At 66.2% G+C, this 23,113-nt stretch carries 25 protein-coding genes and 2 pseudogenes; 15 read left to right on the forward strand and 12 right to left on the reverse strand.

Annotated features, from left to right (window positions below; all coding sequences use genetic code 11):
- Window positions 1–21 precede the first annotated feature (21 nt).
- Both A9976_RS23295 and A9976_RS23300 read right to left on the reverse strand, forming a co-directional pair.
- Entirely contained in the window at window positions 22–330 is a 309-nt protein-coding gene (locus A9976_RS23295; RefSeq protein WP_013803509.1) for a hypothetical protein, read from the reverse strand.
- A 62-nt stretch (window positions 331–392) separates the two neighbouring features.
- On the reverse strand, window positions 393–1,724 hold the full coding sequence (locus A9976_RS23300; RefSeq protein WP_183020962.1) for an ammonium transporter: 1,332 nt from the start codon (window positions 1,722–1,724) through the stop codon (window positions 393–395).
- Between the two features lie 229 nt (window positions 1,725–1,953).
- Here A9976_RS23300 and blaOXA point away from each other — a divergent pair, with 229 nt between their 5' ends.
- A complete protein-coding gene (gene blaOXA, locus A9976_RS23305) occupies window positions 1,954–2,754 on the forward strand; it encodes a class D beta-lactamase (RefSeq protein ID WP_259649279.1) in 801 nt (266 codons plus the stop codon).
- A 46-nt stretch (window positions 2,755–2,800) separates the two neighbouring features.
- Here the strand turns inward: blaOXA and A9976_RS23310 are convergent, their stop codons facing one another.
- The 3 genes from A9976_RS23310 to A9976_RS23320 all read right to left on the reverse strand — a co-directional run bounded on the left by A9976_RS23310 (window position 2,801) and on the right by A9976_RS23320 (window position 6,292).
- A complete protein-coding gene (locus tag A9976_RS23310; protein ID WP_183020963.1) occupies window positions 2,801–3,541 on the reverse strand; it encodes an SOS response-associated peptidase in 741 nt (246 codons plus the stop codon).
- Window positions 3,542–3,610: 69 nt separating this feature from the next.
- Entirely contained in the window at window positions 3,611–4,414 is an 804-nt protein-coding gene (locus tag A9976_RS23315) for a PhzF family phenazine biosynthesis protein (RefSeq protein WP_183020964.1), read from the reverse strand.
- Window positions 4,415–4,630: 216 nt separating this feature from the next.
- Window positions 4,631–6,292: a hypothetical protein gene (locus tag A9976_RS23320; protein ID WP_183020965.1), complete on the reverse strand. Its 1,662-nt coding sequence runs from the start codon at window positions 6,290–6,292 to the stop codon at window positions 4,631–4,633.
- Window positions 6,293–6,468: 176 nt separating this feature from the next.
- Between A9976_RS23320 and A9976_RS23325 the strand changes: the two genes are divergently transcribed.
- From A9976_RS23325 to A9976_RS23360, 8 genes are all read left to right on the forward strand, one after another.
- A complete protein-coding gene (locus A9976_RS23325; RefSeq protein ID WP_183020966.1) occupies window positions 6,469–7,437 on the forward strand; it encodes a helix-turn-helix transcriptional regulator in 969 nt (322 codons plus the stop codon).
- An 82-nt stretch (window positions 7,438–7,519) separates the two neighbouring features.
- Window positions 7,520–8,119 carry a TetR/AcrR family transcriptional regulator gene (locus A9976_RS23330; protein WP_183020967.1) on the forward strand — a complete coding sequence of 200 codons (600 nt, stop codon included), beginning with the start codon at window positions 7,520–7,522 and terminating at the stop codon, window positions 8,117–8,119.
- A 78-nt stretch (window positions 8,120–8,197) separates the two neighbouring features.
- On the forward strand, window positions 8,198–9,388 hold the full coding sequence (locus A9976_RS23335; RefSeq protein ID WP_183020968.1) for an FAD/NAD(P)-binding oxidoreductase: 1,191 nt from the start codon (window positions 8,198–8,200) through the stop codon (window positions 9,386–9,388).
- A 51-nt stretch (window positions 9,389–9,439) separates the two neighbouring features.
- Window positions 9,440–9,868, forward strand: a complete 429-nt coding sequence (locus tag A9976_RS23340; RefSeq protein ID WP_183020969.1) for a DUF1641 domain-containing protein — start codon at window positions 9,440–9,442, stop codon at window positions 9,866–9,868.
- Between the two features lie 190 nt (window positions 9,869–10,058).
- Window positions 10,059–10,973: an EamA family transporter gene (locus tag A9976_RS23345; protein ID WP_183020970.1), complete on the forward strand. Its 915-nt coding sequence runs from the start codon at window positions 10,059–10,061 to the stop codon at window positions 10,971–10,973.
- 224 nt (window positions 10,974–11,197) lie between these two features.
- Complete coding sequence (locus A9976_RS23350) at window positions 11,198–11,524, forward strand: DUF3649 domain-containing protein (protein WP_183020971.1); 327 nt, start codon at window positions 11,198–11,200, stop codon at window positions 11,522–11,524.
- Complete coding sequence (locus A9976_RS23355) at window positions 11,521–13,164, forward strand: PepSY domain-containing protein (protein ID WP_183020972.1); 1,644 nt, start codon at window positions 11,521–11,523, stop codon at window positions 13,162–13,164. The genes A9976_RS23350 and A9976_RS23355 overlap by 4 nt, the downstream gene beginning before the upstream one ends.
- Window positions 13,161–13,493: a DUF3325 domain-containing protein gene (locus A9976_RS23360; protein ID WP_183020973.1), complete on the forward strand. Its 333-nt coding sequence runs from the start codon at window positions 13,161–13,163 to the stop codon at window positions 13,491–13,493. Before A9976_RS23355 ends, A9976_RS23360 begins: the two co-directional genes overlap by 4 nt.
- 10 nt (window positions 13,494–13,503) lie before the next feature.
- Here the strand turns inward: A9976_RS23360 and A9976_RS23365 are convergent.
- Window positions 13,504–13,818 (reverse strand): annotated as a pseudogene (locus tag A9976_RS23365) (aldolase/citrate lyase family protein); the annotation flags it as partial.
- Window positions 13,812–14,525: pseudogene (locus A9976_RS23370) on the reverse strand (Bug family tripartite tricarboxylate transporter substrate binding protein); the annotation flags it as partial. The pseudogenes A9976_RS23365 and A9976_RS23370, both read right to left, overlap by 7 nt.
- A gap of 137 nt (window positions 14,526–14,662) precedes the next feature.
- Here A9976_RS23370 and A9976_RS23375 point away from each other — a divergent pair.
- Genes A9976_RS23375 through A9976_RS23395 form a run of 5 tightly spaced genes read left to right on the forward strand, consistent with a single transcriptional unit; the run spans window position 14,663 to window position 17,268 of the window.
- Window positions 14,663–15,634 carry a LysR substrate-binding domain-containing protein gene (locus A9976_RS23375; RefSeq protein ID WP_183020974.1) on the forward strand — a complete coding sequence of 324 codons (972 nt, stop codon included), beginning with the start codon at window positions 14,663–14,665 and terminating at the stop codon, window positions 15,632–15,634.
- A complete protein-coding gene (locus A9976_RS23380) occupies window positions 15,624–15,962 on the forward strand; it encodes a hypothetical protein (protein WP_183020975.1) in 339 nt (112 codons plus the stop codon). The genes A9976_RS23375 and A9976_RS23380 overlap by 11 nt, the downstream gene beginning before the upstream one ends.
- Window positions 15,963–15,970: 8 nt before the next feature.
- Entirely contained in the window at window positions 15,971–16,369 is a 399-nt protein-coding gene (locus tag A9976_RS23385) for a hypothetical protein (protein WP_183020976.1), read from the forward strand.
- Window positions 16,370–16,397: 28 nt separating this feature from the next.
- The gene (locus A9976_RS23390; RefSeq protein ID WP_183020977.1) at window positions 16,398–16,796 is read left to right on the forward strand and encodes a hypothetical protein; all 399 of its coding nucleotides are present in this window, start codon (window positions 16,398–16,400) and stop codon (window positions 16,794–16,796) included.
- A 4-nt stretch (window positions 16,797–16,800) separates the two neighbouring features.
- Window positions 16,801–17,268 (forward strand): hypothetical protein, encoded by a 468-nt coding sequence (locus A9976_RS23395; protein ID WP_183020978.1) that lies wholly within the window; start codon window positions 16,801–16,803, stop codon window positions 17,266–17,268.
- 179 nt (window positions 17,269–17,447) lie between these two features.
- On the opposite strand, the gene A9976_RS23400 is transcribed toward A9976_RS23395, so the two are convergent.
- From A9976_RS23400 to A9976_RS23415, 4 genes are read right to left on the reverse strand one after another with little or no spacing between them, the layout of a single operon-like run.
- Window positions 17,448–17,768, reverse strand: a complete 321-nt coding sequence (locus A9976_RS23400) for a 2Fe-2S iron-sulfur cluster-binding protein (protein ID WP_183020979.1) — start codon at window positions 17,766–17,768, stop codon at window positions 17,448–17,450.
- Window positions 17,769–17,800: 32 nt separating this feature from the next.
- Window positions 17,801–18,985: an NAD(P)/FAD-dependent oxidoreductase gene (locus A9976_RS23405; RefSeq protein ID WP_183020980.1), complete on the reverse strand. Its 1,185-nt coding sequence runs from the start codon at window positions 18,983–18,985 to the stop codon at window positions 17,801–17,803.
- The gene (locus tag A9976_RS23410; protein ID WP_183020981.1) at window positions 18,982–20,049 is read right to left on the reverse strand and encodes a xylose isomerase; all 1,068 of its coding nucleotides are present in this window, start codon (window positions 20,047–20,049) and stop codon (window positions 18,982–18,984) included. The genes A9976_RS23405 and A9976_RS23410 overlap by 4 nt, the downstream gene beginning before the upstream one ends.
- A gap of 10 nt (window positions 20,050–20,059) precedes the next feature.
- A complete protein-coding gene (locus A9976_RS23415; RefSeq protein WP_183020982.1) occupies window positions 20,060–21,088 on the reverse strand; it encodes an aromatic ring-hydroxylating dioxygenase subunit alpha in 1,029 nt (342 codons plus the stop codon).
- A 116-nt stretch (window positions 21,089–21,204) separates the two neighbouring features.
- Between A9976_RS23415 and A9976_RS23420 the strand changes: the two genes are divergently transcribed.
- Entirely contained in the window at window positions 21,205–21,954 is a 750-nt protein-coding gene (locus A9976_RS23420) for a TetR/AcrR family transcriptional regulator (protein ID WP_183020983.1), read from the forward strand.
- On the opposite strand, the gene A9976_RS23425 is transcribed toward A9976_RS23420, so the two are convergent.
- Complete coding sequence (locus tag A9976_RS23425) at window positions 21,945–23,021, reverse strand: porin (RefSeq protein WP_259649280.1); 1,077 nt, start codon at window positions 23,019–23,021, stop codon at window positions 21,945–21,947. The two genes, A9976_RS23420 and A9976_RS23425, sit on opposite strands and share 10 nt — an antisense overlap.
- Between the last annotated feature and the right edge of the window lie 92 nt (window positions 23,022–23,113).

Consider the following 23,113-nt stretch of genomic DNA (forward strand, 5'->3'; position numbering starts at 1 on the left):
CCGGCCTTGTCCAGCCCGGCGCTAGCGCAACGTGCCCACGTACTTGCGGTTTTCCGCGCGCTGGCGCATCAGCTCGCCGGCGCGCTGCATGAGCGGCGAGCGCTCGGCGGGCCCGGCCAGCGCGGCATTCCAGGCGGCTTCGAAGCGGTGGGTCCAGTCCACCAGTTCGGGCGTGCTGCGCGCCCCTTCCTGCTCCCGGGCGAAGCGGATGATTTCGGCGGCGTATTCGGCATTGGCCGCCAGCCATTCGGTGTCGGTCACGCGGCCGCAGCTTCTGCGCAGCAGCACATGCAGGTGCGCGGCGATGGCCAGGAGTTCGCTTTCGGGCATGTAGTGGGCACTCCTTCGGTTTGACGATCATCGGGCGCCGGGCCGCTTTGCGGCTCGGCGGTTCATCCACCCAGGCGTTCGCGGTGCAGCGCCAGGTCCAGGCCCTGCAGCTCGCTTTCCTCGTCCACGCGCAGGCCGATCAGCATGTCCAGCAGCCACAGCAGCACGGCCGTCGCCACCAGCGTGAACAAGGCCACGGCCAGCACGCTCACGGCCTGGGTGAGCACGCTGCCCTGCACGCCGCCGATCTGCGGGCTGGCAAACACGCCGGTGAGCAGCGAGCCCACGATGCCGCCCACGCCATGCACGCCAAACACATCCAGCGAATCGTCCGCGCCCAGCAGCCGCTTGAGCCCCGTTGCGCCCCAGTAGCAGGCGACACCGGCGATCGAGCCGATGCACAGCGCCGACAGCGGCGTCACGAAACCCGCTGCCGGCGTGATCGCCACCAGGCCGCCGACCAGCCCCGAGCACAGGCCCAGCAGCGTGGCCTTGCCGCGCACCACATACTCGGCCAGCGACCAGGCCAGGGCGCCTGCGCTCGCGGCAATGTGGGTGACGGCCAGCGCCAGCGCCGCCCGGCTGTCCCCGGCCAGCGATGAGCCTGCGTTGAAGCCGAACCAGCCCATCCACAGCAGGGCCGCGCCCATCATGGTCAAGGCCAGGTTGTAGGGCTCGAAAGGCTCGTGCCCGTAGCCGCGGCGCGGCCGCAGGAACCAGGCGCAGACCAGGCCGGCCACACCCGCGTTCACATGCACCACGGTGCCCCCGGCAAAGTCCAGCGCGCCCATGCGTGCCAGCCAGCCGCCTGGCTCCCACACCCAGTGCGCCACCGGCGCATACACCAGCAGGCTCCACAGGCCCACAAAGATCAGCATGGCACCGAAGCGCATGCGCTCCACCCAGGCGCCCACCAGCAAGGCGGCGGTGATCACGGCAAAGGCCAGCTGGAACATGGCATAGGCCGCTTCGGGCACATGCGGCGCCAGGTGGCTCACGGCCACCAGTCCCTTGGCGGCGTTGAAATCCAGCCCCGCGAACCAGGCGCGCGAATCACCGCCTATCCACGCATTGCCGGGCGTGAACGCCAGCGAATAGCCGAGTGCAAACCACAGAATGCTGACCAGGCAGGCAATCGCCACCACGCTGGCCATGGTGTTGAGCACGTTCTTGCGGCGGACCATCCCCGCATAGAACAGCGCAATGCCGGGCAGCGTCATCAGCAGCACCAGCACCGTGGCCGTCATCAGCCAGACCGTGTCCACGGCGCTGATGGATTCCACCGCCACCAGCGACGGCCGCGTGATCGCCTGCTCGGCCGCCTGCGCCGCGCCCAGGACCGCGACCCATCCTCCCGCCACCAATGTTCTCAATGCCCGTGCGCACCTGTGCATGCAATGACTCCCTTGCTTGTTGTTGTCATGGGGCCGTCTGCCGTTGCCGCCATGGCTGCATTGGCCGGCCTGCAGCAGCCTTGCACAAGTCGTGCCAGCGCACACGGGGCCCGTGGGGCCCGCGCGATGCAGCCGGAACACCAAAACGGGAAAACCGCGAGTCAAAACAGGGCAGCCGGGCGGGCGGTGCACCATCGCCGTGCGGGGGTGCAGCTCTTAAACTGCCCGCATGAATCGAAGAAATCTGATGTGCGCCGCGCTGCTCGCCTGCCTGTCACAGGCGGCGCTGGCGGCTGCCGAACTGCAGGACAAGCCCGAGTGGGCCCGCTTCTTTGCCGATGCCAAGGTCGATGGCAGCATCGTCGTGGTCGATGCCAGAGGCCAGGCCGAAACCCTCTACGTCCACGACCGTGACCGCGCGGCGCGGCGCTACTCGCCCGCTTCCACCTTCAAGATCCCGCACAGCCTGTTCGCACTGGATGCCGGGCTGCTGCGGGATGAATTCCAGCGCATTCCCTGGGATGGCGTGAAGCGCCAGTTGCCGGCCTGGAATGCCGATCAGGACCTGCGCTCTGCCATGCGCAACTCCACCCTGTGGGTGTACGAAGGCTTTGCCAGGGAGCTTGGCAGTGCGCGTGAGGCCGCCTACATGCGCAAGATCGACTACGGCAATGCGCTGGCCACGGGCGAGGCGCCTTTCTGGGTGGAGGGCGACCTGGCCATCTCGGCACTGGAGCAGGCGGCCTTCCTGCAGCGGCTGTACCGCAATCGGCTGCCATTGCCGGTGGAACACCAGCGGCTGGTGAAGGACGTGATGATCAACGAGGCCGGCCCGGACTGGATACTGCGCGCCAAAACCGGCTGGACCGGCCGTATCGGCTGGTGGGTGGGCTGGGTGGAATGGCCTGCCGGCCCTGTGTTCTTCGCCATGAACATGGACACGCCCCACCGGCTGGCCGACCTGCCCAAGCGCCAGGACATCACGCGCGACATCCTGCGCTCCATCAACGCGTTGCCCAAGGTGCCGTAGCGCGCGGGACAAGGGCCATGCGTCAGCCCGTCAGCCCATCAGCCCATCAGGCCATCAGGCCCGGTGGCCGCTTGTCGGCCTTGCGCTCCACCGGATTGGCGGTGAGCCAGTTGGACGGGTACTGGCGCATGAACTCGCGCGCCTTTTCCACGCGCGCGTTGAGCCAGGCGTCGTAGGCGCCCTCGTTGAGAATCGCCGGCATGCGCTTTTCCGCGCCGGGCTGCTGGTAGCGGTGCAGCAGCGCATGGCTGTTGGCGTTGACCGTGAGCAGGGCGTAGCTCAGCAGCACCTCGCCGTCGGGGCCCGTCCACCGCGCCCACACGCCGGCCACCCCCATGGGCTTGCCGTCGATGCGCGAGATGCGCGTGGGCAGGGCCTTGCCGTTGCGAAAGTCATCCTCGAAAAAGGCGGCCATGGGCACGATGCAGCGCTGGCCATTGAGCCAGGCATCGCGGAAGGCCTGGGCCGTGGAGACGGTCTCGGAACGCGCATTCACCAGCTTGAGGGCGCGCAGCCGGCCGTCGGAGGCCGACTTCACCCAGTGCGGCACCAGGCCCCATTGGGCGGCAACCAACTCGCGTGCGGGAGTGGTGGGTGCTGCAGGCGGCGTGTCGGGAGCTGCAGGTTCTGCCTGTTCAGCGGCAGCCTCTGCAGCCACGGCGACGCTGCGGATGAAAAAGCCGTGCTTGCGCGGTGTCATGTTGCGCTCGCTGGCCGCGGGTGCTTCCACGTCGAAGGCGTCGCGGTAGGCGTCGGCTTGCGACAGGGATTCGTAGTGGGTACTCATGCGCGGATGGTACCTGCGTGCCGGGGCGAAATGGGGGAGTCGTGGGTGGCGCCGAACTTTCCCCCGCAATCAGACGGCGATCGTTCCGGTCAGGTAACGCGCACAGTGGCCGGCCACCTCCACGCTGGCGTCGGTCACTTCGCAAAACAGCGTGCCCGTGCGGCGCGAGGCCTGGTGGCCCACCAGGCCTCGCTTGCCCAGCCTGCCCGCCCAGTAAGGCGCAAGCGCCGCATGGATGGAGCCGGTGACGGGATCTTCCTCGCCGCCGTTGGCGGGCCAGAAGTAGCGGCTGACGAAGTCATACGATGCGCCCGCATCCGCAGGCGCCGTCACCACCACATCCAGCGGCCCCAGCGACTTCAGGCGCTCCAGATCCGGCTTGACGGCCAGAACATCGGCCTCGGCGGCGTAGACCGCCACGTAGGCCTGCTGGTTCACAAGATAGGCCGTGGGTGCGGGCGTGAGGCCTTCGCGCAGTGCGGCGGGCACCTCATCCAGCGGCTTGGCATCGCGGCGCGGGAAGGTCATGACGATGCGTCCGCCATCCTCCTGCGTGGCGGTGACATTGCCCACGGCGGCGGCCCAGAACGTGATGCTGCGCAGCGCGGGATCGGCCTCGAAGAGCACGAAGGCGCTCGCCAGCGTGGCATGGCCGCAGAACGCGATCTCCGTGAGCGGGGAAAACCAGCGGATCTCGAAGGCGGCGCGATCGGCACTCCAGACCAGGAACGAGGTTTCCGAGAGATTGTTCTCGGCGGCAATGGCCTGCAGCGTGGAATCGGCAAGCCAGGCATCCAGGGGAATGACGGCGGCCTGATTGCCCTTGAATCGTTCCGATGTGAATGCGTCGATGACGTGGATGGGGAGTTGCATTTGCAAAAAGCCTTTGTGTCGAATTCGTGTGCAGCCCGTCATTGTTGTCACTGTCTCCAATGGCTGCGCGCGGATTCTACGGTCCTGCAGGATGGAGTCGAGGCACGCATACCCGGCATGCCGGCCAGCGCGGCTGAAGGACACCGCGTGCGATACCTCGCTCCATCCCTGGCTTCAATTGCCCGCTCTCCAAATGCCCACTCCCGGCTGCAAGAGTCACTCAATGCCCAGGACCGCCTTCATGGCGGTCCAGGCCACGCCGTTCAGGCGGGTGGAATAGCTGAGCGCCTGGTCTTCGCTGGCAATGGCGGCAGGCAGGCGATAGCCGAATACGCTGCCGTCGAATTCCGTATAGCCCCGCGTGACGCCCTGCATGTAGGTCTTGCCGGGGAAGTCGGCAAAGGTCAGCATGCGCACTCCCTGGGATGTGGCGAGGGTGTACGCACTTTGCGAATGCACGGTGCAGGCGCCCAGATCGTTGTAGGCCGGAGGGGTGGATTCGCAGCTGTAGAACTGGGCGTTGGCCGCATCGATGAAGGCCACGCGCAACACATGGTTGGCATCGACCGGTCCTGCCGCCCCGACTGTCGTGGCGCGCACGGTGGCTGGAGTCGACAGGTTCACCGCGCTGGACGGGCGGCCGGCAATCATGGCTTCCAGCGTGGCGAAGCCGAAGCGGTCCGTGGCCGTATTGTTGATGAAGGCCGGCGACCGGTTCAACTGCACCGACAGTGCAGTGCGCATCTGTGCACCCTGCGGGAAGACGGCCGAGCCCAGGGTGGCGGGGTCCATTTCCAGGGACCGGTCATGGCGAATGCCCTCGGCCTGCAGCGTTGTGTCTCCGGCACGCAATTGCGTGATGACTTCGGCCATGGGCTTGCCGCTGACGTCCTGCAAAGCGGTGGTAAAGCTCAGATAGGCGGTGGACTGGTTGCACAGCAATGTGCGCGAGGGAACCCCCTGCGTCGTCAGGCGCGCAACGGAGCTGTCGCAGCGCGTCCAGCCGCTGCTGGTGAGCGTGACGGGGAACAGCGCTTCCTGGGTACTGACCGTACCGTTGGTTTTTCCGCTGCGTGTCTCGAACTGGTGGGCAAAGCCGTCTGCCTGGACGACGCCGTCGGACCTGCGTTCACGCACGGAGTAGTTTTGCGCGTTGCCGTAGTTCAGGAGCGCCAGTTGGCTCGATGCCACGGCCGCTGCGCCAGGTGCCGTCACCTGGATAGGCACGCCCAACTCAAGCGCGTAGGCGGTGACCTTGGCGGCCGTGCGCGCGGTATCCGCGAGCACGGCGGTACTGGAGGCCGCGTCGCTTTGGTAGTCGTAGATCCTGGCGGCGTCGATGCCGAGCTGGCGGGCCACGGCAGCCTCGGCCACTTCCCTGGGCACGCCGGCCGCGATGGCCTTTTGCACCAGGCTGGTCAATGGATTGATCTGCGCGGATTTGCCGGCCGGTGCAGACAGCACGAACGCCTTGGCCGTGGCGGTGCTCGTGGGGTCCGCAGCGTCCACGGATTCGGGCGTGATGCGAGCCAGCACGGGAGCCTGGTTGAAGGCCGCGGTGGCTGCCGCATCGCCGGGTTGATAGGTCAGGCTGAACTTGCCGTCGCTGCCGGTGGCCGCTGCGCTGGGCTCGCCCGTGTCGCAGGCTGCATTGGCATTCAGATCCACGCAGACTGCGGCGTTGCGCACGGCCTGGTCGATGGCGACGGTGCCTGACAGCGTGATGGCCGGCTGTGTCACGGTGCCGCCGCCGTTGCCCCCGCCGCTGTCGGTGCCACTGCTGCCTCCTCCACAGGCATAGAGGCTTGCAACAAGGCCGCACAGCAGCAAAGGGCGCACGGCGGGGAAGGAGGTGGATGCACTGGGTTGGATTTGCATGGTGTCGGTACAGGAATGTGGGTGGCACGCCAACTCTATTTGTGACACGCGGCAAACAAAATGATGCAATTGCACTATCCTGAAGCACAGCCGGGCGGGGACAAGCGGGCATGGCTCGCACAACACCCGCCCGTGCAGACGATCTCAACGTACCGAAGACAGGCAGGCAAGCCGCCATGGACGCTGCATACAACCACCTGCTGCTGCACCTCTACCGGCTGTCGCACGAGCAGCCTGTCGAGCATTTCCAGGACCGGGCGCTGGACCTGCTCAAGCCCGTGCTGCCCTTCGACTCGGCCATGTGGGGCTCGGCCACGATGACCGCGGCCGGCATCGATATCCACACCATCCACCTTCACCGGCAGCCGCCCGAAATGCTGCAGGCCTATGAAGAGGTCAAGCACCTGGACACGGCGGCGCAGGCCGTCACCAGGCATCCCAGCGAGACGCTGGCCTTCGAAGCGAGTACCTGGTTCAGTGGCCGGCATCAGGCAGCGCTGCGCGACTACGGCAGGCGCTTCGAGCAGTCGCATTTCTTCATCGGCGGGCTGCTGAACCCGGCCACTCTTTACACGCGCTGGCTCACGCTGTTTCGTGCCCGCACGGATGCGCATTGCACCGAGGGCGAGCGCCAGCTGCTGGCCGCGCTGCTGCCCCATGTGCAACAGGCGCTGGAGCTCAATCGCCTCGCGCACCTTGGACAGCTTCGGCAGGGCCTGGCCCGTGATCCGTCGGGCTCGGCACTGGCAGACCCGCGCGGCATCATCCTCCACATGGATGTCGTCTTCGAGCATGCCTTGCGTGCCGAATGGCCGGGCTGGCAAGGCCCTCGCCTGCCTGAGGCCGTGCAGACTGCAGCACAGCGCGGCGCCCATCGCCTGGTGGCCCACACCCTGGTCATCACGCTGTTCACGCAGCACGGTCTGCTGTGGTTGCGAGCGCGCCCCCGGTGCGCAGCCGACGGGCTGTCCCCCCGCGAAGCCACGGTTGCGCGGCTTGTGGTCCAGGGCCTGACGCACAAGCAGATTGCAGCCCAGCTCCAGCGTGCTCCTGCCACGGTGCGCAATCAGATCCGCTCCATCTACGAAAAGCTGGGCATTGCCAACGTGGCATCGCTTGCCGAGGCGCTCCGGCTGGTGGATTGAGGCCAAGTCCCGGGAAAACCCTGCTGTGGTTTGCAGGCAGTGGTCAAAAATAGAATGAAGATTCGTTCTACGATCATTTCCCATGCAAGACGAGGCCTGGACCTTCTTTCCACATGCGGGATCGCGCCATGTGCAGACGCTGCGCGTGGCGCTCAGGCTGTTCGTGGAGCGCGGCTTCTTCAATACCTCGATACAGGACCTGTGTGCCGAGGCCGGCGTGTCCATCGGTTTCTTCTACAACCACTTTGCCGACAAGCAAGGCATTGCGCGCGAGCTGTACCGGCATCTGCTGGCGCGCATGAATGTGCTGCTCGACGATATCGAGGAGCGGCACGCGGGCAGCGCCCAGCGCTGCCGCGAGGTGCTGCGCATGCTGTTCGGGCTGGCCGAGGCCGAGCCCGAGGCCATGGGCTTCGTGGTCAATGCGCGCCACCGCGAGTTTCTGCCCGACGAGCAGGCCATCTGCTCGGCCTCGACCTTTGTGCGCATGCGCGGCTTCGTGTTCGCCGGCATGACCGATGGCGAGATCCGCCAGATGGAGCCCATGGTGGCGGCCAGCCTGATGTACGGCAGCGCGATCCGCATGATCTGCCTGCGGCTGGACGGCATCATCGACACGCCCATAGAGCCCCTGTTCGACGCGCTCTGGGACGGGGTGTGGCGATCGCTCAAGCCTGACTGAGCGGCGCATTTTCCGGCGCTGGCGCCGTGCGGCGCCAGCGGTTGTTCCACTGAGGCGAAAGCACAAGGAGTAGCAGGGATGGCGCATCACATCTTGATCATCGGAGGGGGCATTGGCGGCACCATGACCGCCAACCACCTGGTCAGCAAGCTGTATCCGGAGGTGGTCTCGGGCAAGGTGCGCATCACCATGCTGTCGAACTCGCCCTGGCATTACTACAAGCCGGCCTTCATGTACGTGGCCTTCAATGCCTTCTTCCGCGACGAGTTGCGGCGCAGGCAGCGCGGCCTGCTGCGGCCCGAGATCGATTTCCAGGTGGAAGAGGTGGAGCGTTTCGACTTTGCGCTGCAGGCCGTGCACTGCAAGAGCGGCAAGCGCTTCGGCTACGACCATCTGGTGATCTCCACGGGCTGCGTGCCCTCGCCCGAGCGCATCGAAGGCCTGGCCGAGGCCGGCGACCACTTCTACCAGCACGCGCCTGCGCGGCAGCTGGCCGACAAGCTGGCGCGCATGGAAAGGGGCCGCATCTTCGTGACCGTGACCTTTCCCAAGACGCCCAATGTGCCGCACCAGTGCGGCATCGCACCCATAGAGACCACGCTGATGCTGGACGACCTGCTGCGCCGGCGCGGCGTGCGCGACAAGGTGGAGATCGTCTACACCTATCCCACGGTCTCGCAGCTGCTGCGCAACTGCCTGTTCCTGCAGAAGGACACCTGCGAGATCCTGCCCACGGTGTTCGAGCAGCGCGGCATCCGCCACCAGCGCGGCTTCACGCTGGCGCGCGTGGACCCCGAGGCCAGGGTGGCGTATTCGGAAGAGGGCCAGGCCGAGGATTTCGACATCCTCATGGCCACGCCGCCCATACGCGCCGTGCAGGCCGTGCGCGACTGCGGCCTGTCGCAGGCGCACGATGGCGAGGGCTGGCTGCCCACCGACCACGAGACCATGCAGGTGCTGGGCCAGAGCCATGTCTACGTGCTGGGCGACACGGTGGACCTGCCCGTGAGCAAGGCCGGCGGCGCCTGCCACAACCAGTCGCCCGTGGTGGTGAACAACATCGCCTCGCAGATCCGCTTCGGCCGCACCAGCGATGCCTACGACGGGCGCGTGGTGGCCATTGCCCAGATGGGCCTGGACGGCGGCATGCCGCTTTGGTACGACTACCAGGTCGACGTCAAGCCCACGCCGCCGACCAAGGTCGGCTCGATGATGCGCAAGGGCTTCAACCGCGGCATGTACTGGGCCGTGGCCCGCGCCCTGGTCTGAGGCCAGGGCCTTTGCATTGTCATTCCAAGCACGAAGACAAGGAGCACCGAGATGAACATCGCTTCCGACATTCCCGTGGCGCAGCCCGCCGCCGGCAGCCTGCTGCAGGACGACGCCGCGCTGCAGGGCCTGGCCGAGCTGATGGGCAGGCTGGAGCCGCTGCTGGCGGGACGGCGCCTGAACCGCGTGGTCGACCTGCTGTCGGCCACGGCGGACCTGGTGGACATGGCAGACGACTACATGGTCGAGAAGGTCGCCAAGGCCTTCGAGGATGGCGTGGGCGGGGCCTGGGCCGCGGGCAATGCCGCGCGCATGGCGGCGGCCCAGGTGCAGGCCATGGAGGAAACGCCCACCCTGATCGGCCTGATGCGCATGGCGCGCGAGCCCGATGTGCGGCGCGGCCTGGCCTTCATGCTGGCCATGGCCGGCGCGCTGGGGCGCCAGCATGCCCACGATCCCGTCGACTACACGGCGGACTGAAACGCAGGGCCGAGCCACGGCCGCCCGGCAACGCACGGGCTGCGGTGGTACAAACGCCGGGGGCGGATGTGATCCGCCCCTTTTCTTTTTGCCCATTGCCCGCCATGCCTTCTTCCTGTTCCTTGCCCTTGCCGGTGCTGACGGCCGCTGTTCCTGACCATTGCAGGCCCCGCCGCACCGAGGCCAGGGCATGACCGCGCAGCACCTGAGCCGTGGCGACTGGGCGCGTGCGCTGCTGGTCATCCTGATCTGGGGCACCAACTTCGTGGCCATGAAGTTCGGCCTGCTGACGCTGTCGCCCATGCTGCTGAGTGCGCTGCGCTTCGTGGTGGCGTCGCTGCCGTTCCTGCTGTTCGTGCGTCCGCCCAAGTCGGTGGGCTGGCGCTATCTGGCCGCCTATGGTCTGGTGCAGGGCGTGGGCCAGTTCGGCATGCTGTTCCTGGGCCTGAAGCTGGGCATGCCTGCCGGCATGGCCTCGGTGGTGCTGCAGACGCAGGCCTTCGTCACGCTGCTGCTGGCCGCCTTCCTGCTGGGCGAGCCCGCGCGCCTGTGGCACTGGCTGGGCCTGGTGGTGTCGCTGGGCGGGCTGGTCGCCATTGGCAGCGCCCACGGCGAGGGCGACAACGCCATGACGCTGGCCGGTTTTCTGCTGACCGTGGGCGCAGCCTGCATGTGGGCCGTGTCCAACATGATCACGCGCTATGCGGCGCGCAGCGGCCCCTACGAGCCTTTCCCCTTCATCGTCTGGAGCAGCATCTTTCCCATCGCGCCGCTGATGGCCCTGGCCGTCTGGACCGATGGCGCGGATTCGGTCGTGCAGCAACTGGCGGGGATAGACCTGACCGCCGTGGCCTCCATCCTGTACCTGGCGCTGCTGGCCACGCTGCTGGGCTATGGCCTGTGGACGCGGCTGCTGCAGCGCTATGCGGCCGGCACGGTGGCGCCGCTGTCGCTGATGGTGCCCGTGGTGGGCCTGGTCTCGGCCATGCTGCTGCTGGGCGAGCGGCCCACCTTCATGCAATGGATGGGCACGCTGGCCGTGCTCGCGGGCATGGTGATCAACCAGTTCGGCGGGCGCTGGCTCGCGGGGCGCAAGCGGAGCTAGACAGCGGAGCCGGCAGCGGTCGGCCGGCTTTGCATTTCTTTAAATGACTCTGGTAATAAAAATCATTATCATTACTGATCTTTGAGAGGCGGCGTGCTCCAGGCGCGCTGCCAAAGCCCGGCGCCGCGCAGACCCTGAGCTGTTGTGGCGCCTTTGTCCGTCCGGGCCTGCGCTGCGTCCGCGGCGTCCGGGATGGGCAACGATCCGCAAGAAAGGTCATCCCCATGCAAGCCTCGACCCCGGGAGGGTCCTCTCCATCCTTGCTGCGCTACCGCGCGGCCGTGGCCTCGCGCGCCGTGGCGGCGATCGGCGGCGGCTATCTGTTGTCGGCCGCCTGCGCCGCCACGGGCGCGCGCGCCATGGTCTGGCTGGGCGTGGAGCGGGCCGATGCGGCGCTGGGCTCGACGCTGCTGGCCTTCATCATCTACGCCGTGGCCGCCATGTGGGCCTTTGGCTGCGCCAGTGCCTGGCGCGCCTGGGCCGTGATCGGGCTGCCGGGCGCGGGCCTGGGCCTGCTGGCCTGGGTGCTGGCTCAGGGAGCTGCGACATGAGGACCGATGGCAAACCCGAGGGGCTGCGCCAGTCCATGTCCTGGCTGCACACCTGGAGCGGCCTGCTGCTGGGCTGGCTGCTTTACGCGGTGTTCTTCACGGGCACCCTGAGCTATTTCCGCGACGAGATCAACGACTGGATGCGGCCCGAGCTGCACGGCTCGGTGCAGGACGCCGATACCGCGCAGCGCGCACTGAACGCCATGCAGCGCATCGCGCCCGAGGCCACCACCTGGACGCTGGGCCTGCCCGGCCCGCGCCAGGTGGCGGTGGCCGCGTCCTGGCGCGAGCCCGGCGCCGCCACGGGCCGCGCAGGCACCAAGCGCGCCGAGATCGACGCCGCCACGGGCGAGAAGCTGGAGCCGCGCGAGACGCGCGCCGGCAACTTCTTCTACCGCTTCCACTTCGAGCTACACGCCATGCCGCGCATCTGGGGCCGCTGGATCGTGGGCTTCGCCACCATGCTGATGTTCGTGGCCATCATCACGGGCGTGATCACCCACAAGAAGATCTTCACGGACTTCTTCACCTTCCGCCCGCGCAAAGGCCAGCGTTCCTGGCTGGATGCGCACAACGCCACGGCCGTGCTGGCCCTGCCGTTCCACATCGTCATCACCTTCAGCGGCCTGGTGCTGCTGATGTTCATGCTCATGCCCTGGGGCATACAGGCGGCCTACAACGGCGACACCAATGCCTACTTCGCCGATGTGCGGGGTGCGCGCGGTCAGGCGGCCAACCAGGGCCCGGGTGCGCGTGGCGGCAAGCAAGAGCGCCAGGCTGCCGCGCTGGCCGACATCGCGCCCATGATGGCCGAGGGCGCGCGCCGCTGGCCCGAGCACGGCGTGGGCAGCATCACCGTCAACGCGCCCGGCACCTCGCGCGCGGTGTTCGAGCTGCGCGAAGGCGGCGGCATGAGCCTCATCAACCGCGGCCAGTCCGAGACCCTGCGCTTCGACGGCGTGACCGGCCAGCTGCAGGACAGCCCCGGAGCGCCCGCCATCTCCTGGGTGCGTGCCACCAGCAACGTGATCACCGGCGTGCACCTGGGCCGCTTTGCCGAGCCCGCCACGCGCTGGCTGCTGCTGCTCAGCGGCGTGGTCGGCACCTTCATGGCCGCGTCCGGCATGGTGCTGTGGGTGGTCAAGCGCATGCCCGAGCGGCGCAAGCTGGGCCGCACGCCCTTCGGCCACCGTCTGGTGGAGGTGCTCAACGTGGGCTCCATCGCGGGCCTGTCGGTGGCCGTGGCCGGTTTCTTCTGGCTCAACCGGCTGCTGCCCGTGCCCATGCAGGGGCGTGCCGACTGGGAAATCAACGGCTTCTTCCTGATCTGGCTGCTGTGCCTGCTGCATCCGCTGCTGGTCTCGCACCGCAATGCCTGGCTGCAGCAGATGGCACTGGCCGCCGTGCTGTATGCGCTGCTGCCCGTGCTCAACCTGCTGACGGGCGGTGCATCGCTGGTGCAAACCATGGCCAGCGGGCAGTGGAGCATTGCAAGCTTCGAGCTGCTGATGCTGGGCCTGGCCGCCATCCACGGCGTGGTGGCCTGGTGGCTGCTGCGCGGCAAGCCGGCAGCGGCTGCCGCGCCCCGGGCGCAAGCCCGCGCCGCCAGCCATGCCCCCACGCTGGAGCGCGCCTCATGATGATTCTTTCCACCCTTTGCCTGGCCTTTGCAGGCTTTTCCATCATCGCCGCTTCCATGGACCGGCACCAGGACCAGCTGGGCACCGAAGGCCTGGCGCCCGCACGTCTCAAGGCCTGGCGGCTGGCCGGCTACGCGCTGCTGGCCCTATCGCTGGCGCCCTGCCTGCTGCGCTGGAATGCCTCGGTGGCCGTGGCCGCCTGGCTGGGCCTGCTGACCTTTGCGGCCCTGGCGCTGGGCCTGCTGCTGACCTATGCGCCGCAGTTCGCACGGCGCGTGGCGGCCACTGCGGCGGCGGCCGGGCTTCTGGCATGGCTGGTGGCTGCCTGATTCAATAAGCTCAATAGGCGGCAGGCTGCTGCACAGGCTCGGCCACCGGCGAATCATCGAACTGCGCGCGCAGCCTGCGCGCCGCATTGGCAAACAGCAGCACATCCACGCCCACGGCCACGAAGCTGCAGCCCAGGTCCAGGTAGCGGCGGGCCAGGGCGGGGTCCGAGGTCAGGGTGCCGGCCGCCTTGCCGCTGGCCATGATGGTCTTCATGGCGGCTTCTATGGCGGCCTGCACCTCGGGGTGGCCGGGGTTGCCGCGGTGGCCCATGGAGGCGGCCAGGTCGGCAGGGCCTATGAAGACGCCGTGCACGCCGTCCACCGCGCCGTGCGCTGCTCGCCCCAGGTGGCCAGCAGGCGCAGCTTGCCGGCCTCCACATGGGGAGCCCAGGAACTGGAATCGGCCAGCGCATCCACATGGCCGCCCAGCACGCCCTGCAGTGCCTCGGCGCCGCCCTTGTAGGGCACATGGTTGAGCTGTATGCCGGCCACGCCCGCAAACTCCTCCATGCCCACATGCGTGGCACCGCCCACGCCTGCATGGGCATAGGTCACCTGGCCGGGCCTCGCCTTGGCGGCTGCCACGAAGTCCTTGAGCGTCCTGAACGGCGAATTGGCGGGCACGGCAATGCCGAAGGTCTGGCCCGAGGTGCGCGCGATGTAGGTGTAGTCCTTGCGCGGATCGGCCTGCAGGCTGCCCAGCTGCGAGAAGCGCGTGACCGAGATGGGAATCTGGCCGATGGTGTAGCCGTCCGCCCTGGCCGAGGCCAGCGCCTTGGCGCCGATCATTCCCGAGGCGCCCGCGCGGTTCTCCACCGCGATCGGCTGGCCCAGCAGCTTGCCGGCCACGGTGCACAGCGCGCGCATGGACTGGTCGGCCGTGCCGCCCGCAGGCCAGGGGCAGATGAAGGTGATGGGGCGTTCGGGCCAGTTCTGGGCGAAAAGAGGTCCGGTGGCAGCCAGTGCGCTGGCGCCGAGGGTGGCGAGCACGAATTCGCGCCGGCTTGCATGGCGTGTGCGTGGGGTGTTCATCGCTTGTCTCCTGTATTGGCTTTTTGCAGCCCTGTGATCCGGGCCTTGGGCTGACTGGCGCGATTGTTCAGCGCCTGATCATGACAATCCAATGAAAAGATAGACTGGCTTCATAACCTCGAAGCTATGAAGACCCCATGAGCAAGATAGACCGCGTGCTGCGCTCCAACCTCAAGCTGCGCCATCTGCAGTTGCTGGTGGCGCTGGACCAGTTTCGCCACCTGGGCCGCGCCGCCGAGTTCCTGGCTGTCACCCAGCCCGCCGTCTCCAAGACCCTGGCCGAGATCGAGCGCATGCTGGACATGACGCTGTTCGAGCGCTCCACGCGCGGCACCGAGCCCACGGCGGCCGGCGTCAGCATGGTGCGCTTTGCGCGCTCGGTGCTGGCGGGCTTCGAACGCACGCGCGATGAAATGGCGGCCGAGGCCAGCGGCACACGCGGGCGCACCAGCGTGGGCGCCATGGTGGTGGCCACGCCCGTGCTGCTGGCCCGGGCCGTCGAGCAGTTGAAGGCGCGATCGGCCCAGACCACGGTGCTGGTCGAGGAGGGCGATCTCACGCGGCTGCTGCCCAAGCTGCGCATGGGCGAGCTGGACCTGTTCGTGGGCCGGCTCGAACCCGGCTACGCCTCGCCCGACCTGGAGACCGAAGCCCTGTACGACGAGCCCATGGTCGCTGTCGTGCGCCCCGGCCATGCGCTGCTGGCGCAGCACGCCAGCTGGCAGGCGCTGGCCGACATGCCCTGCGTCATGCCCCCGCCCTGGGCATCGCTGCGCGCGAAGCTGGAGCAGCAGTTCTTCGCGCACGGCCTGCATCCGCCGGCCGACCTGGTGGAGTCCGCCTCATTCCTGTCGCAGATCAGCTTCCTGCACCAGCGCGGCGCCGTGGCCTTCATGGCGCGCGGCGTGGCGCAGCATTTCGCGCAGCAGGGGCTGGTAGCCGTGCTGGACCTGCCCGTGCCCATAGACCTGCCCCCCGTGGGCCTGATCACCCTGCGCGGCCAGCCCATGACGGCGACGACGAGATTGCTGGTGGAGTGCTTGAGGGCCGTGGTGGGCAAGTCGCGGGCTACAGCACGCCACGGCGAGCAATTGCAACATGGCAGATAAGGAAAGCGCAGCAATGTCTGAAGAGAATCCATGGCCCAGCGGTGAATCAAAGCCGGTCATCCTCTTGTCTGATGGGCCTTCGGAGCTATACAGAAAGCACGGGCTGCATTTTGTGAGAGATGTTGACGATCTGGATGTCTGCCATTATTGCTATGCCTTGGATAAGGATGTTGGTACCATCCTCTTTCATTTCTACGTGAATTCACCGGCCAAAGGCACGGCGATCTACGTGGACAGAGGTGTTGAGACAGTTTTTGCCATCAACAAGCTGATGGCGAATTTTGCCATTCATCCATCAGAGGTGAAGTGGGTTCAGTCGGACATGTAAATGCGCCAATGAAGAACATGCTTGTAATATCGAAAACCTGCGATGCGGGCAGGCTGCAGTCCAGTCCGCTTCCGCTTGGCTGTTTTGTGGTGACAGGGATGGGTGAGGACCCGGAATTCAATATTGCAATAACCAGGCTGCTGGAGATCGGGTGCGAGTTCTTTGCGACGTGGGGGGACTACCCCGAAGCGGAAGAGATGATTGATGACTTGCTTCTGGATGCCGGAGATATGGATGTTGTCACTATCTCCCTGAGCGAGAGCTTGGAGGATGCCGTTGAATTCTTCGCTCATGGCGCATTTCCCGGGCTCAATTGCGTGAGGTTTGTATTGCTGATTTGCCAAGATGCGCCAGAGAGTCTGGCGCTGAAAGCAATATCGCTGTTTGAAAGGGAGGTGGAGCTGTAGGAGTTTCTTGAGTTTCTATTGATTGAAGATGATTCAAGAATCCAATAGGGATGGGATTCAATTAATGATCTGGAATAATTTTCTTGTGGACCGTGCTCATGAGGATGCAGCGCTGCTCGGTTGTTTTGCGAGTTCTTTGGAACTTTCTCCTGGTGATGTTTGTGCAATAGATTCAGTCGAGCAGCTCGTGGAGAAAAAGGCGAAAATTGTTTTGCTGATTGAAGATTCTCATGAATTCCAGGGAATGAAAATGGTCACTGTATATCTTGAAGAGGATGTCGTGGTCGATAATTCAATCCTTGCTTTTATGGAAAGGAATTTCAAGATTGATGTTTATCTGCCTGACGAAGATTCCGGATATTATCGTGATCTTGTTTTGCTGGATAGGACGGGTGGAATGAAGAAGGTCACCCTTCAGGAGGGTTGAATCAATGGGTGGAATTGTCCGGGATATTGCGGCACAGGTTTTGGTGAAATATGGTTCATTGCGCGAACCTAATTACTCTGAATTATCTGTTCCATCTTGTGATGCCAGTGCTCTGAAAGAATCGATTGGGCATATCACTGAGGTGCAAGACTATTCAGATGTGAACGATGATGTGTGCTACCGCCTCGACATCAATGGCAGTATTGGGTGCTATGAGGTTTTTATTTCCTGGGTTGGAAACTATGTGGCCATTCTGGAGAATTTTGAAAGATCAGGCAGTAAGGTGATTGCAGTGGCGGGGGATGATCATTTGTTGAATCAAGTAATTGAAAAGATAGTATCGGCTGGATTTGTCATCCTGGAAAAGAGCATTCTTTTGATGAATATGGATTTCACGCTGATAAATTCAGACGATGATTTTGCTCCGCTGTACAAGGTGCTATTTACCGACCACGATCTCAGGTTCTCCTGAGATATTTGATTCCCCGATGTGGTGGGCTGAGATAGCCCTTCCCCTTCTCGATTCCAGGCAATGGCTTGCGGTACCGCTTGACGCATTCCGGAGTCCCCGGCCTTGCGTTTGGTGACATGGGGTGGTACGCGATTGCAGGGCGCGCTGTGTCCGGGGTGGCCGGCGCATCTGCACAGCCCTCAGCTTTGCGCCACCGGCATGCCCACCACCAGCCCGTCCAGCTGTGGCGATACCGTGATCTGGCAGGCCAGCCGCGAGTCGCCGCGCACGTCGAGCGCGAAGTCCAGCATTTCCTTTTCATTGCCCAGCGCCGGGCCCACGCGGTCCAGCCATTCGGGGCGGATGTAGACATGGCAGGTGGCGCAGGCGCAGGCGCCGCCGCATTCGGCATCGATGCCGGGCACGCCATGGGAGACGGCGGTGCGCATGAGGCTGTGGCCGTCCGTGGCCTGCACGGTGTGCTCGCGGCCACTGTGTTCTATGAAGGTGATGGTGGTCATGGTGGGGCGTGTTTTGTGAGGGGCGGGCGGCTTCAGCAATTGGCGGCAATGGCCTTGCGTGCGGCCATGAACTCTCCCGGTGAATTCACGCACTCTGCCGCGCAGAGCACGCCGCCTTGCAGGTGCAAAACGGCAAATCTGCCGCTGGTCGGGTCGCCACGCAGCACGGTCTGGTCGCCACGGCCGGGCAGGCCGGCGATCTGCAGCTTGCTGTCGTACTGATCGGACCAGAACCAGGGTGTTTCAGGGGCAGGCAGGGCGCGGCCGGTGATGGCGCAGGCCGCGCGGCGTGCCTGTTCAAGCGCACTGGGCACGCTTTCGAGCCGGTGCAGCCCGGTGTGGCCGGCCAGCGGGCGGCGCGTGGCATCGCCTATGGCGTAGATGCCGGGCAGGGCGGTGCGGCCCTCGCCGTCCACGGCAATGCCGCCCGCGCAGTCCAGGCCCAGGGACTGCGCCAGTTCCACGCTGGGCGCCGCGCCCACGCCGATGAGCACGGCATCGCACTGCAGATGGGTGCCATCGGCCATCGCCAGGCCGGTGATGCTGGCGGGGCCGTCGCCCTGGATGGAGGCGACCGAGGCGTTGAAATGGAAGTCCACGCCCTGGCCCGCATGCAGGCGCTGAAGGTGTGCGGCGATCTGCGGCGAGGCGCTGCGGGTCAGCAGCCGGCCTTCGCGCTCGATGACCCGGACCTGCACGCCCAGCTTGCGGGCCGTGGATGCGACTTCGAGCCCCACATAGCCGCCGCCGATGATGGCCAGGCGGCGGGCGGTCTGCAGATGGCCCCGCAGCGCCTGCGCGTCGTCCAGGGTACGCAGGTAGGTCACGCCGGGCCGCTCACCCCCGGGCAGGGCCAGCCAGCGCGGTGCGGCACCTGTGGCAATGACCAGGTGGTCGTAGTGCAGCGCCGACCCGTCGTTCAGCGCCACCTGCCGCGAGCCCGGCTCTATGGCCATGGCGCGCATGCCCAGGCGCAGGACGATGGCCTGGTCGGCATAGGCGCTGGCGGGCCGCAGCAGCAGATCGTCCGGGTCCATGGCCTGCTGCAGCCAGGCCTTGGACAACGGCGGGCGCTGGTAGGGCGGCAGGTCTTCGCCGCCGACCAGGGTGATGGGTCCGAGGTGGCCGTACTGGCGCAGCAGGGCGGCCAGGGTGCCGCCTGCATGGCCGGCGCCGATGATGACGGCATGGCCTTGGGGGGGCTGGGCGGGGGTCATGATGCACCTTTGCACGAGGCCTGGACTGCGGGGCGGGCGCAGATTTCGTCCCAGGTTTGCCGCATGAAACGCGCGGCCGCCACGTTCTGCGCCAGCAGGTCGTATCCGGCACCCAGTCCGTAGTCGGGCAGGTTGATGAATTCGGTGGTGAGGTGGCGCAGCGGGCTGTGCGGATGCGCATGGTGGTAGGCCAGCACCTTGCGGATGGCCTCCTTGGACGGTTCAAGCAGGTAGGCGTGCCAGGGCGAGTGCCATTCGCCGGGGCCCGGGCGCAGCATGGGGTACTGGATGCCCCGGCCATGGCCGCCATCCTCGTTGCGGTGCCACAGGTTCGGTGGCTGGTTGGGCCCGGCCGCGCGCAACTGCGCCCAGCGCACGATGCCCATGTCCAGCCACTGCTCGCACAGCGAGCCGGGCTCGAAGGGGTCCAGCACCAGTTCGCCGCGCTCGACCATCTCGCGCACGCCCGACAGCTCCTGCTCGGCGGGGTTGCCGATCTTGAAGTTCACATGGCTGTAGTCCAGAGTGAAGTGGAAGGGCACGCCATGCGCCTGCACGCGCCGGGCCACCTCGCGCACGCGCAGGAAGTCCTCGGTCCACATGTTGACGTGCAGCTCGAAGCTGGGCTCCACGCCCAGGGACATGGCGTCGTCGTAGACGCGCAGGTAGTGGTCGGTGATCTCGGCATCGTCCAGCACATGGCCGTCGCGGTGGTGCTTGAAGGTCATGATGTTGTGGCAGCGCGCGCCCATGGCCTGGCAGATGCGCAGGTTGTCGGCCAGCAGGGCCTCGTCCTCGCCCAGGCGGTAGAACCAGCTGGCCGTGTGCACGGGCAGGTTGAACTCGGCGATGGCGGCCTCGTATTCGGCCATTTGCATGCGCAGCGGCAGGCGGTCGAAGCAGTCGAAGGCGCCGGCTTCGCTGACCAGGCGGAACTGCTCGCGTATCGGCAGCTCCTGCAGGCCTATAGGCTGGTGGCGCGAGGAGCGCTGCACGCCACGGCCGTTGCAGCCTATGGGTGGAAGCGCGGGATGTGCGGGCACAGGGAGCGGCGTGGTCTGCATGGCCTGCTTCTCAACCGCCCGTGGGCGCGCCCTCGATCATGCGGTCCACCATGCGGCGCATGCGCCGGGGGGCCGCGTCGATGGCGATCTTGATGGTCTTGCGCTCGGCAAAGCGCTTTTCGTTGCGCTCTATGGCTTCGAGGATGGCCTTGTCCTCGGCGAAGGCGACGCGGAAGTCGGCAGAGAGGGCCGCATTGGTGTCGGCATCGGCCGTGAAGTTCTTGACGTGCAGCCAGTGGTCGATGGAGGTGTTCCGATCCACGGGCGTCATGAAGTGGCAGGCATAGATCTGCATGCAGTTGTCGCGGCGGCCCTCGGGGGCGCCCGTGCCCGTGGCGGCACTGCCGAAGTCGATGATGGCGATGCTGGGCGCGTGGTAGTGGTAGTAGTGCCAGCGGTCCACGTTGCCGCTGAAATTGCCGTACTTGGCGAACAGCGGAATGGCCGGCGCATCGATGATCCAGCGCCAGGTGACGATGCGGCCGTCCAGCTCCTCGTGGTGCACGGGGATGTCCTCGCTGGCCGCGTTGCCCAGCGTGCTCAGGTGCACGAAGCTCACATGGGCCGGGTCGCAGAGGTTGTCGGCCAGGTTCAGGTAGTTGGCCTCTATGCGCAGCGCATCGCCTTCGACGGCGCTCCACGCCGGGTCGTGGTACTGGGGCAGGTCGAACACCGGCACGCTGCCGGCGCGCGAGGGATCGCCCATCCAGATCCAGACCAGGCCCATGTTCTCCTTGACCGGATAGGTGGTCACCACGGCGTTGCCCGGGATCATGTCCTGGCCCGGCACGCGCGTGCAGCGGCCGCTGCAGTCGAAGGTCAGGCCGTGGTAGCCGCATTCGATGGCATCGCCCTTGAGCTTGCCCATGGACAGCGGCAGCAGGCGGTGGGGGCAGGCGTCCTCCATGGCCACGACGGCGCCGGCCTCGGTGCGGTAGAGCACCACGTCGCGTTCGACGATGCGGTGCGCCGACAGCTGGCGGCCCACGTTGCGCGACCAGGTCAGCGGGTACCAGGTATCGAGTACATAGGTTTCCATGGGGACTCTCCTTGTTGAGTGTTCACTCAATTTTGTTTGAGTGAACACTCAATTTCAATATGGCGTTTTTCCCTAGAATGGCCGACGCAACGCCCCCTTCACCTGACGCCGTGCCCATGACCACTGATCCCGAGGAAGTTCCCGCCACCCCGAAGCGCAAGGCTGCGCCCGCCAGGAAAGCCGCTGCGAAGTCGGCTCCTTCCAAGGCCCCTGCCAAGGCGTCTGCGGGGCGCAAGCGGACTGCCAAGACCGGCAAGACGACCAAGGAGGCCATCTTGCTGGCGGCCGAGATCGAGTTCGCCAGAAGTGGCTACGACGGCGCCAGCGTGCAACGCATCGGCAAGCAGGCCAAGTGCTACGAGAGCCTTCTCTACTACCACTACGGCAGCAAGGACAAGCTGTTCGCCGCCGTGCTGGAGAACGCCTACCGCAAGCTGGTGGAGGCCGAGGCGAAGCTGCTGGTGGACTTCGACGATCCGCGCGCGGCGCTGGAGGCCGTGGTGCGCTTCATGTGGCGCTACTACCAGGAGCACCCGGAACTGATCTTCCTGCTCAACACCGAGAACCTGCTCAAGGGCAAGCACCTGAAGAAGGCCTCGGGCATACGCGACTTCTTTCCCAACGCCATCACGCTGCTGCGCAAGGCCGTGGAATCGGGAATGGCCCAGGGCCTGTTCCGTCCCGATGTGCACATCGACGATCTCTACATCACGGTCATGGGCCTGGGCTACTTCTACCTGTCCAACCGCCACACGCTGAGCGCCTTCTTCGACAAGGATCTGCTGCAGCAGGCCGAGCTGCAGCGCTGGGGCGATCACATGGTGGAGACGGTGTTGCGCGCGGTGCAGGTGCCATCTCAGAAGTAGTGGCGCAGGCCCAATCCCCAGGTCTGGCCGCTGCCGGCGCCTGATCCGGTGATGCGGTCGTGCAGGTAGTTGAGATAGATGTCCGTGCGTTTGGACAGCGGGTGGTCGTAGCCCATGGCCCAGGTATTGCGCCTGGCGTCTTCGGCGCCCGAGGTGCGCGCATGGCTGTAGGAGGCCAGCACGGCGCCCGGGCCTGCGGGGATGGACAGGCCCAGCTGTCCACTGTTCCTGCGGCGGTCCGCGCCGGCCAAACCGGCCAAACGGTCGGCCAGTCGCTGGTGCTGGGCGAACAGCCTGGCCACGCCCAGGTCGTAGGAGGCGCCCAGCAGCCAGGCGCCCTGGCGGTCGAACCCGCTGGCGGCGGCATTGGCATAGGCCACGCTCTGGTAGGCGATGGCCGCGCTGAAGGCGCCGCCCGCATAGCCGAGGCTGGCGCCGTACTTGTCTGCATCGCGGCGCCGGGACGCGGGTGTGCCAGACGGGGGCTCGAACGAGTACTGCAGCCGTGCCGTGAAGCCGCCCCAGGACGGGCTGGTGTAGAGCAGGCTGTCGCTCCAGCCCGAGTCTCCGCGCAGCGCGGCGGCGGCCCTGCCGTTGGGTCCGAAGCTTTGCAGCACCGCAGGTGAGAACGAAAAGGAACCTGCATAGGGGTTGAAGGCAATCGTGGCCAGCCAGTAGGGCGTGGTGTTGCGGCCCAGCTGCAGCGTGCCCAGGTCGCTGCCCAACCCCACATAGGCGCTGCGCGCAAAGAAGGCGTCATTGGCAAAGCGCCCTTCGGAGCCACTGTCCGCGCGGTAGAAGGCCTCCAGCGCGAACACGGCCTTGAGTCCGCCGCCCAGCGCCTCCGTTCCCCGCAGGGCCCAGAAATTGGTCTGCATGCCGCCTGGCGTGAGCACGCCCGTGCCCTTGTCCGCGCCCAGCGGCCGCGAAAAACCCGCGAAGGCATCGATCTGGCCTTGCAGCGTGACCTGGGCACCCGTCGGCAGCGGGGCAATGGCATGGAGCATGGCAAGCGCCGGGGCGGCCAGGGCAAGGACATGTCCCGTCTTTGAGCGCAGTCTGGGCATGGGTCTCTCCTCGGTTTGATCACGGATTTCAGGCCGTGGCTGTTGGGTCTATGAAGTGTGTGCACTCGAATTGAGTCGGGTTGCCTACAAAA

It is taken from the genome of Delftia sp. UME58 (assembly GCF_014170385.1).
In the GTDB taxonomy this organism is placed as follows: domain Bacteria; phylum Pseudomonadota; class Gammaproteobacteria; order Burkholderiales; family Burkholderiaceae_C; genus Comamonas; species Comamonas acidovorans.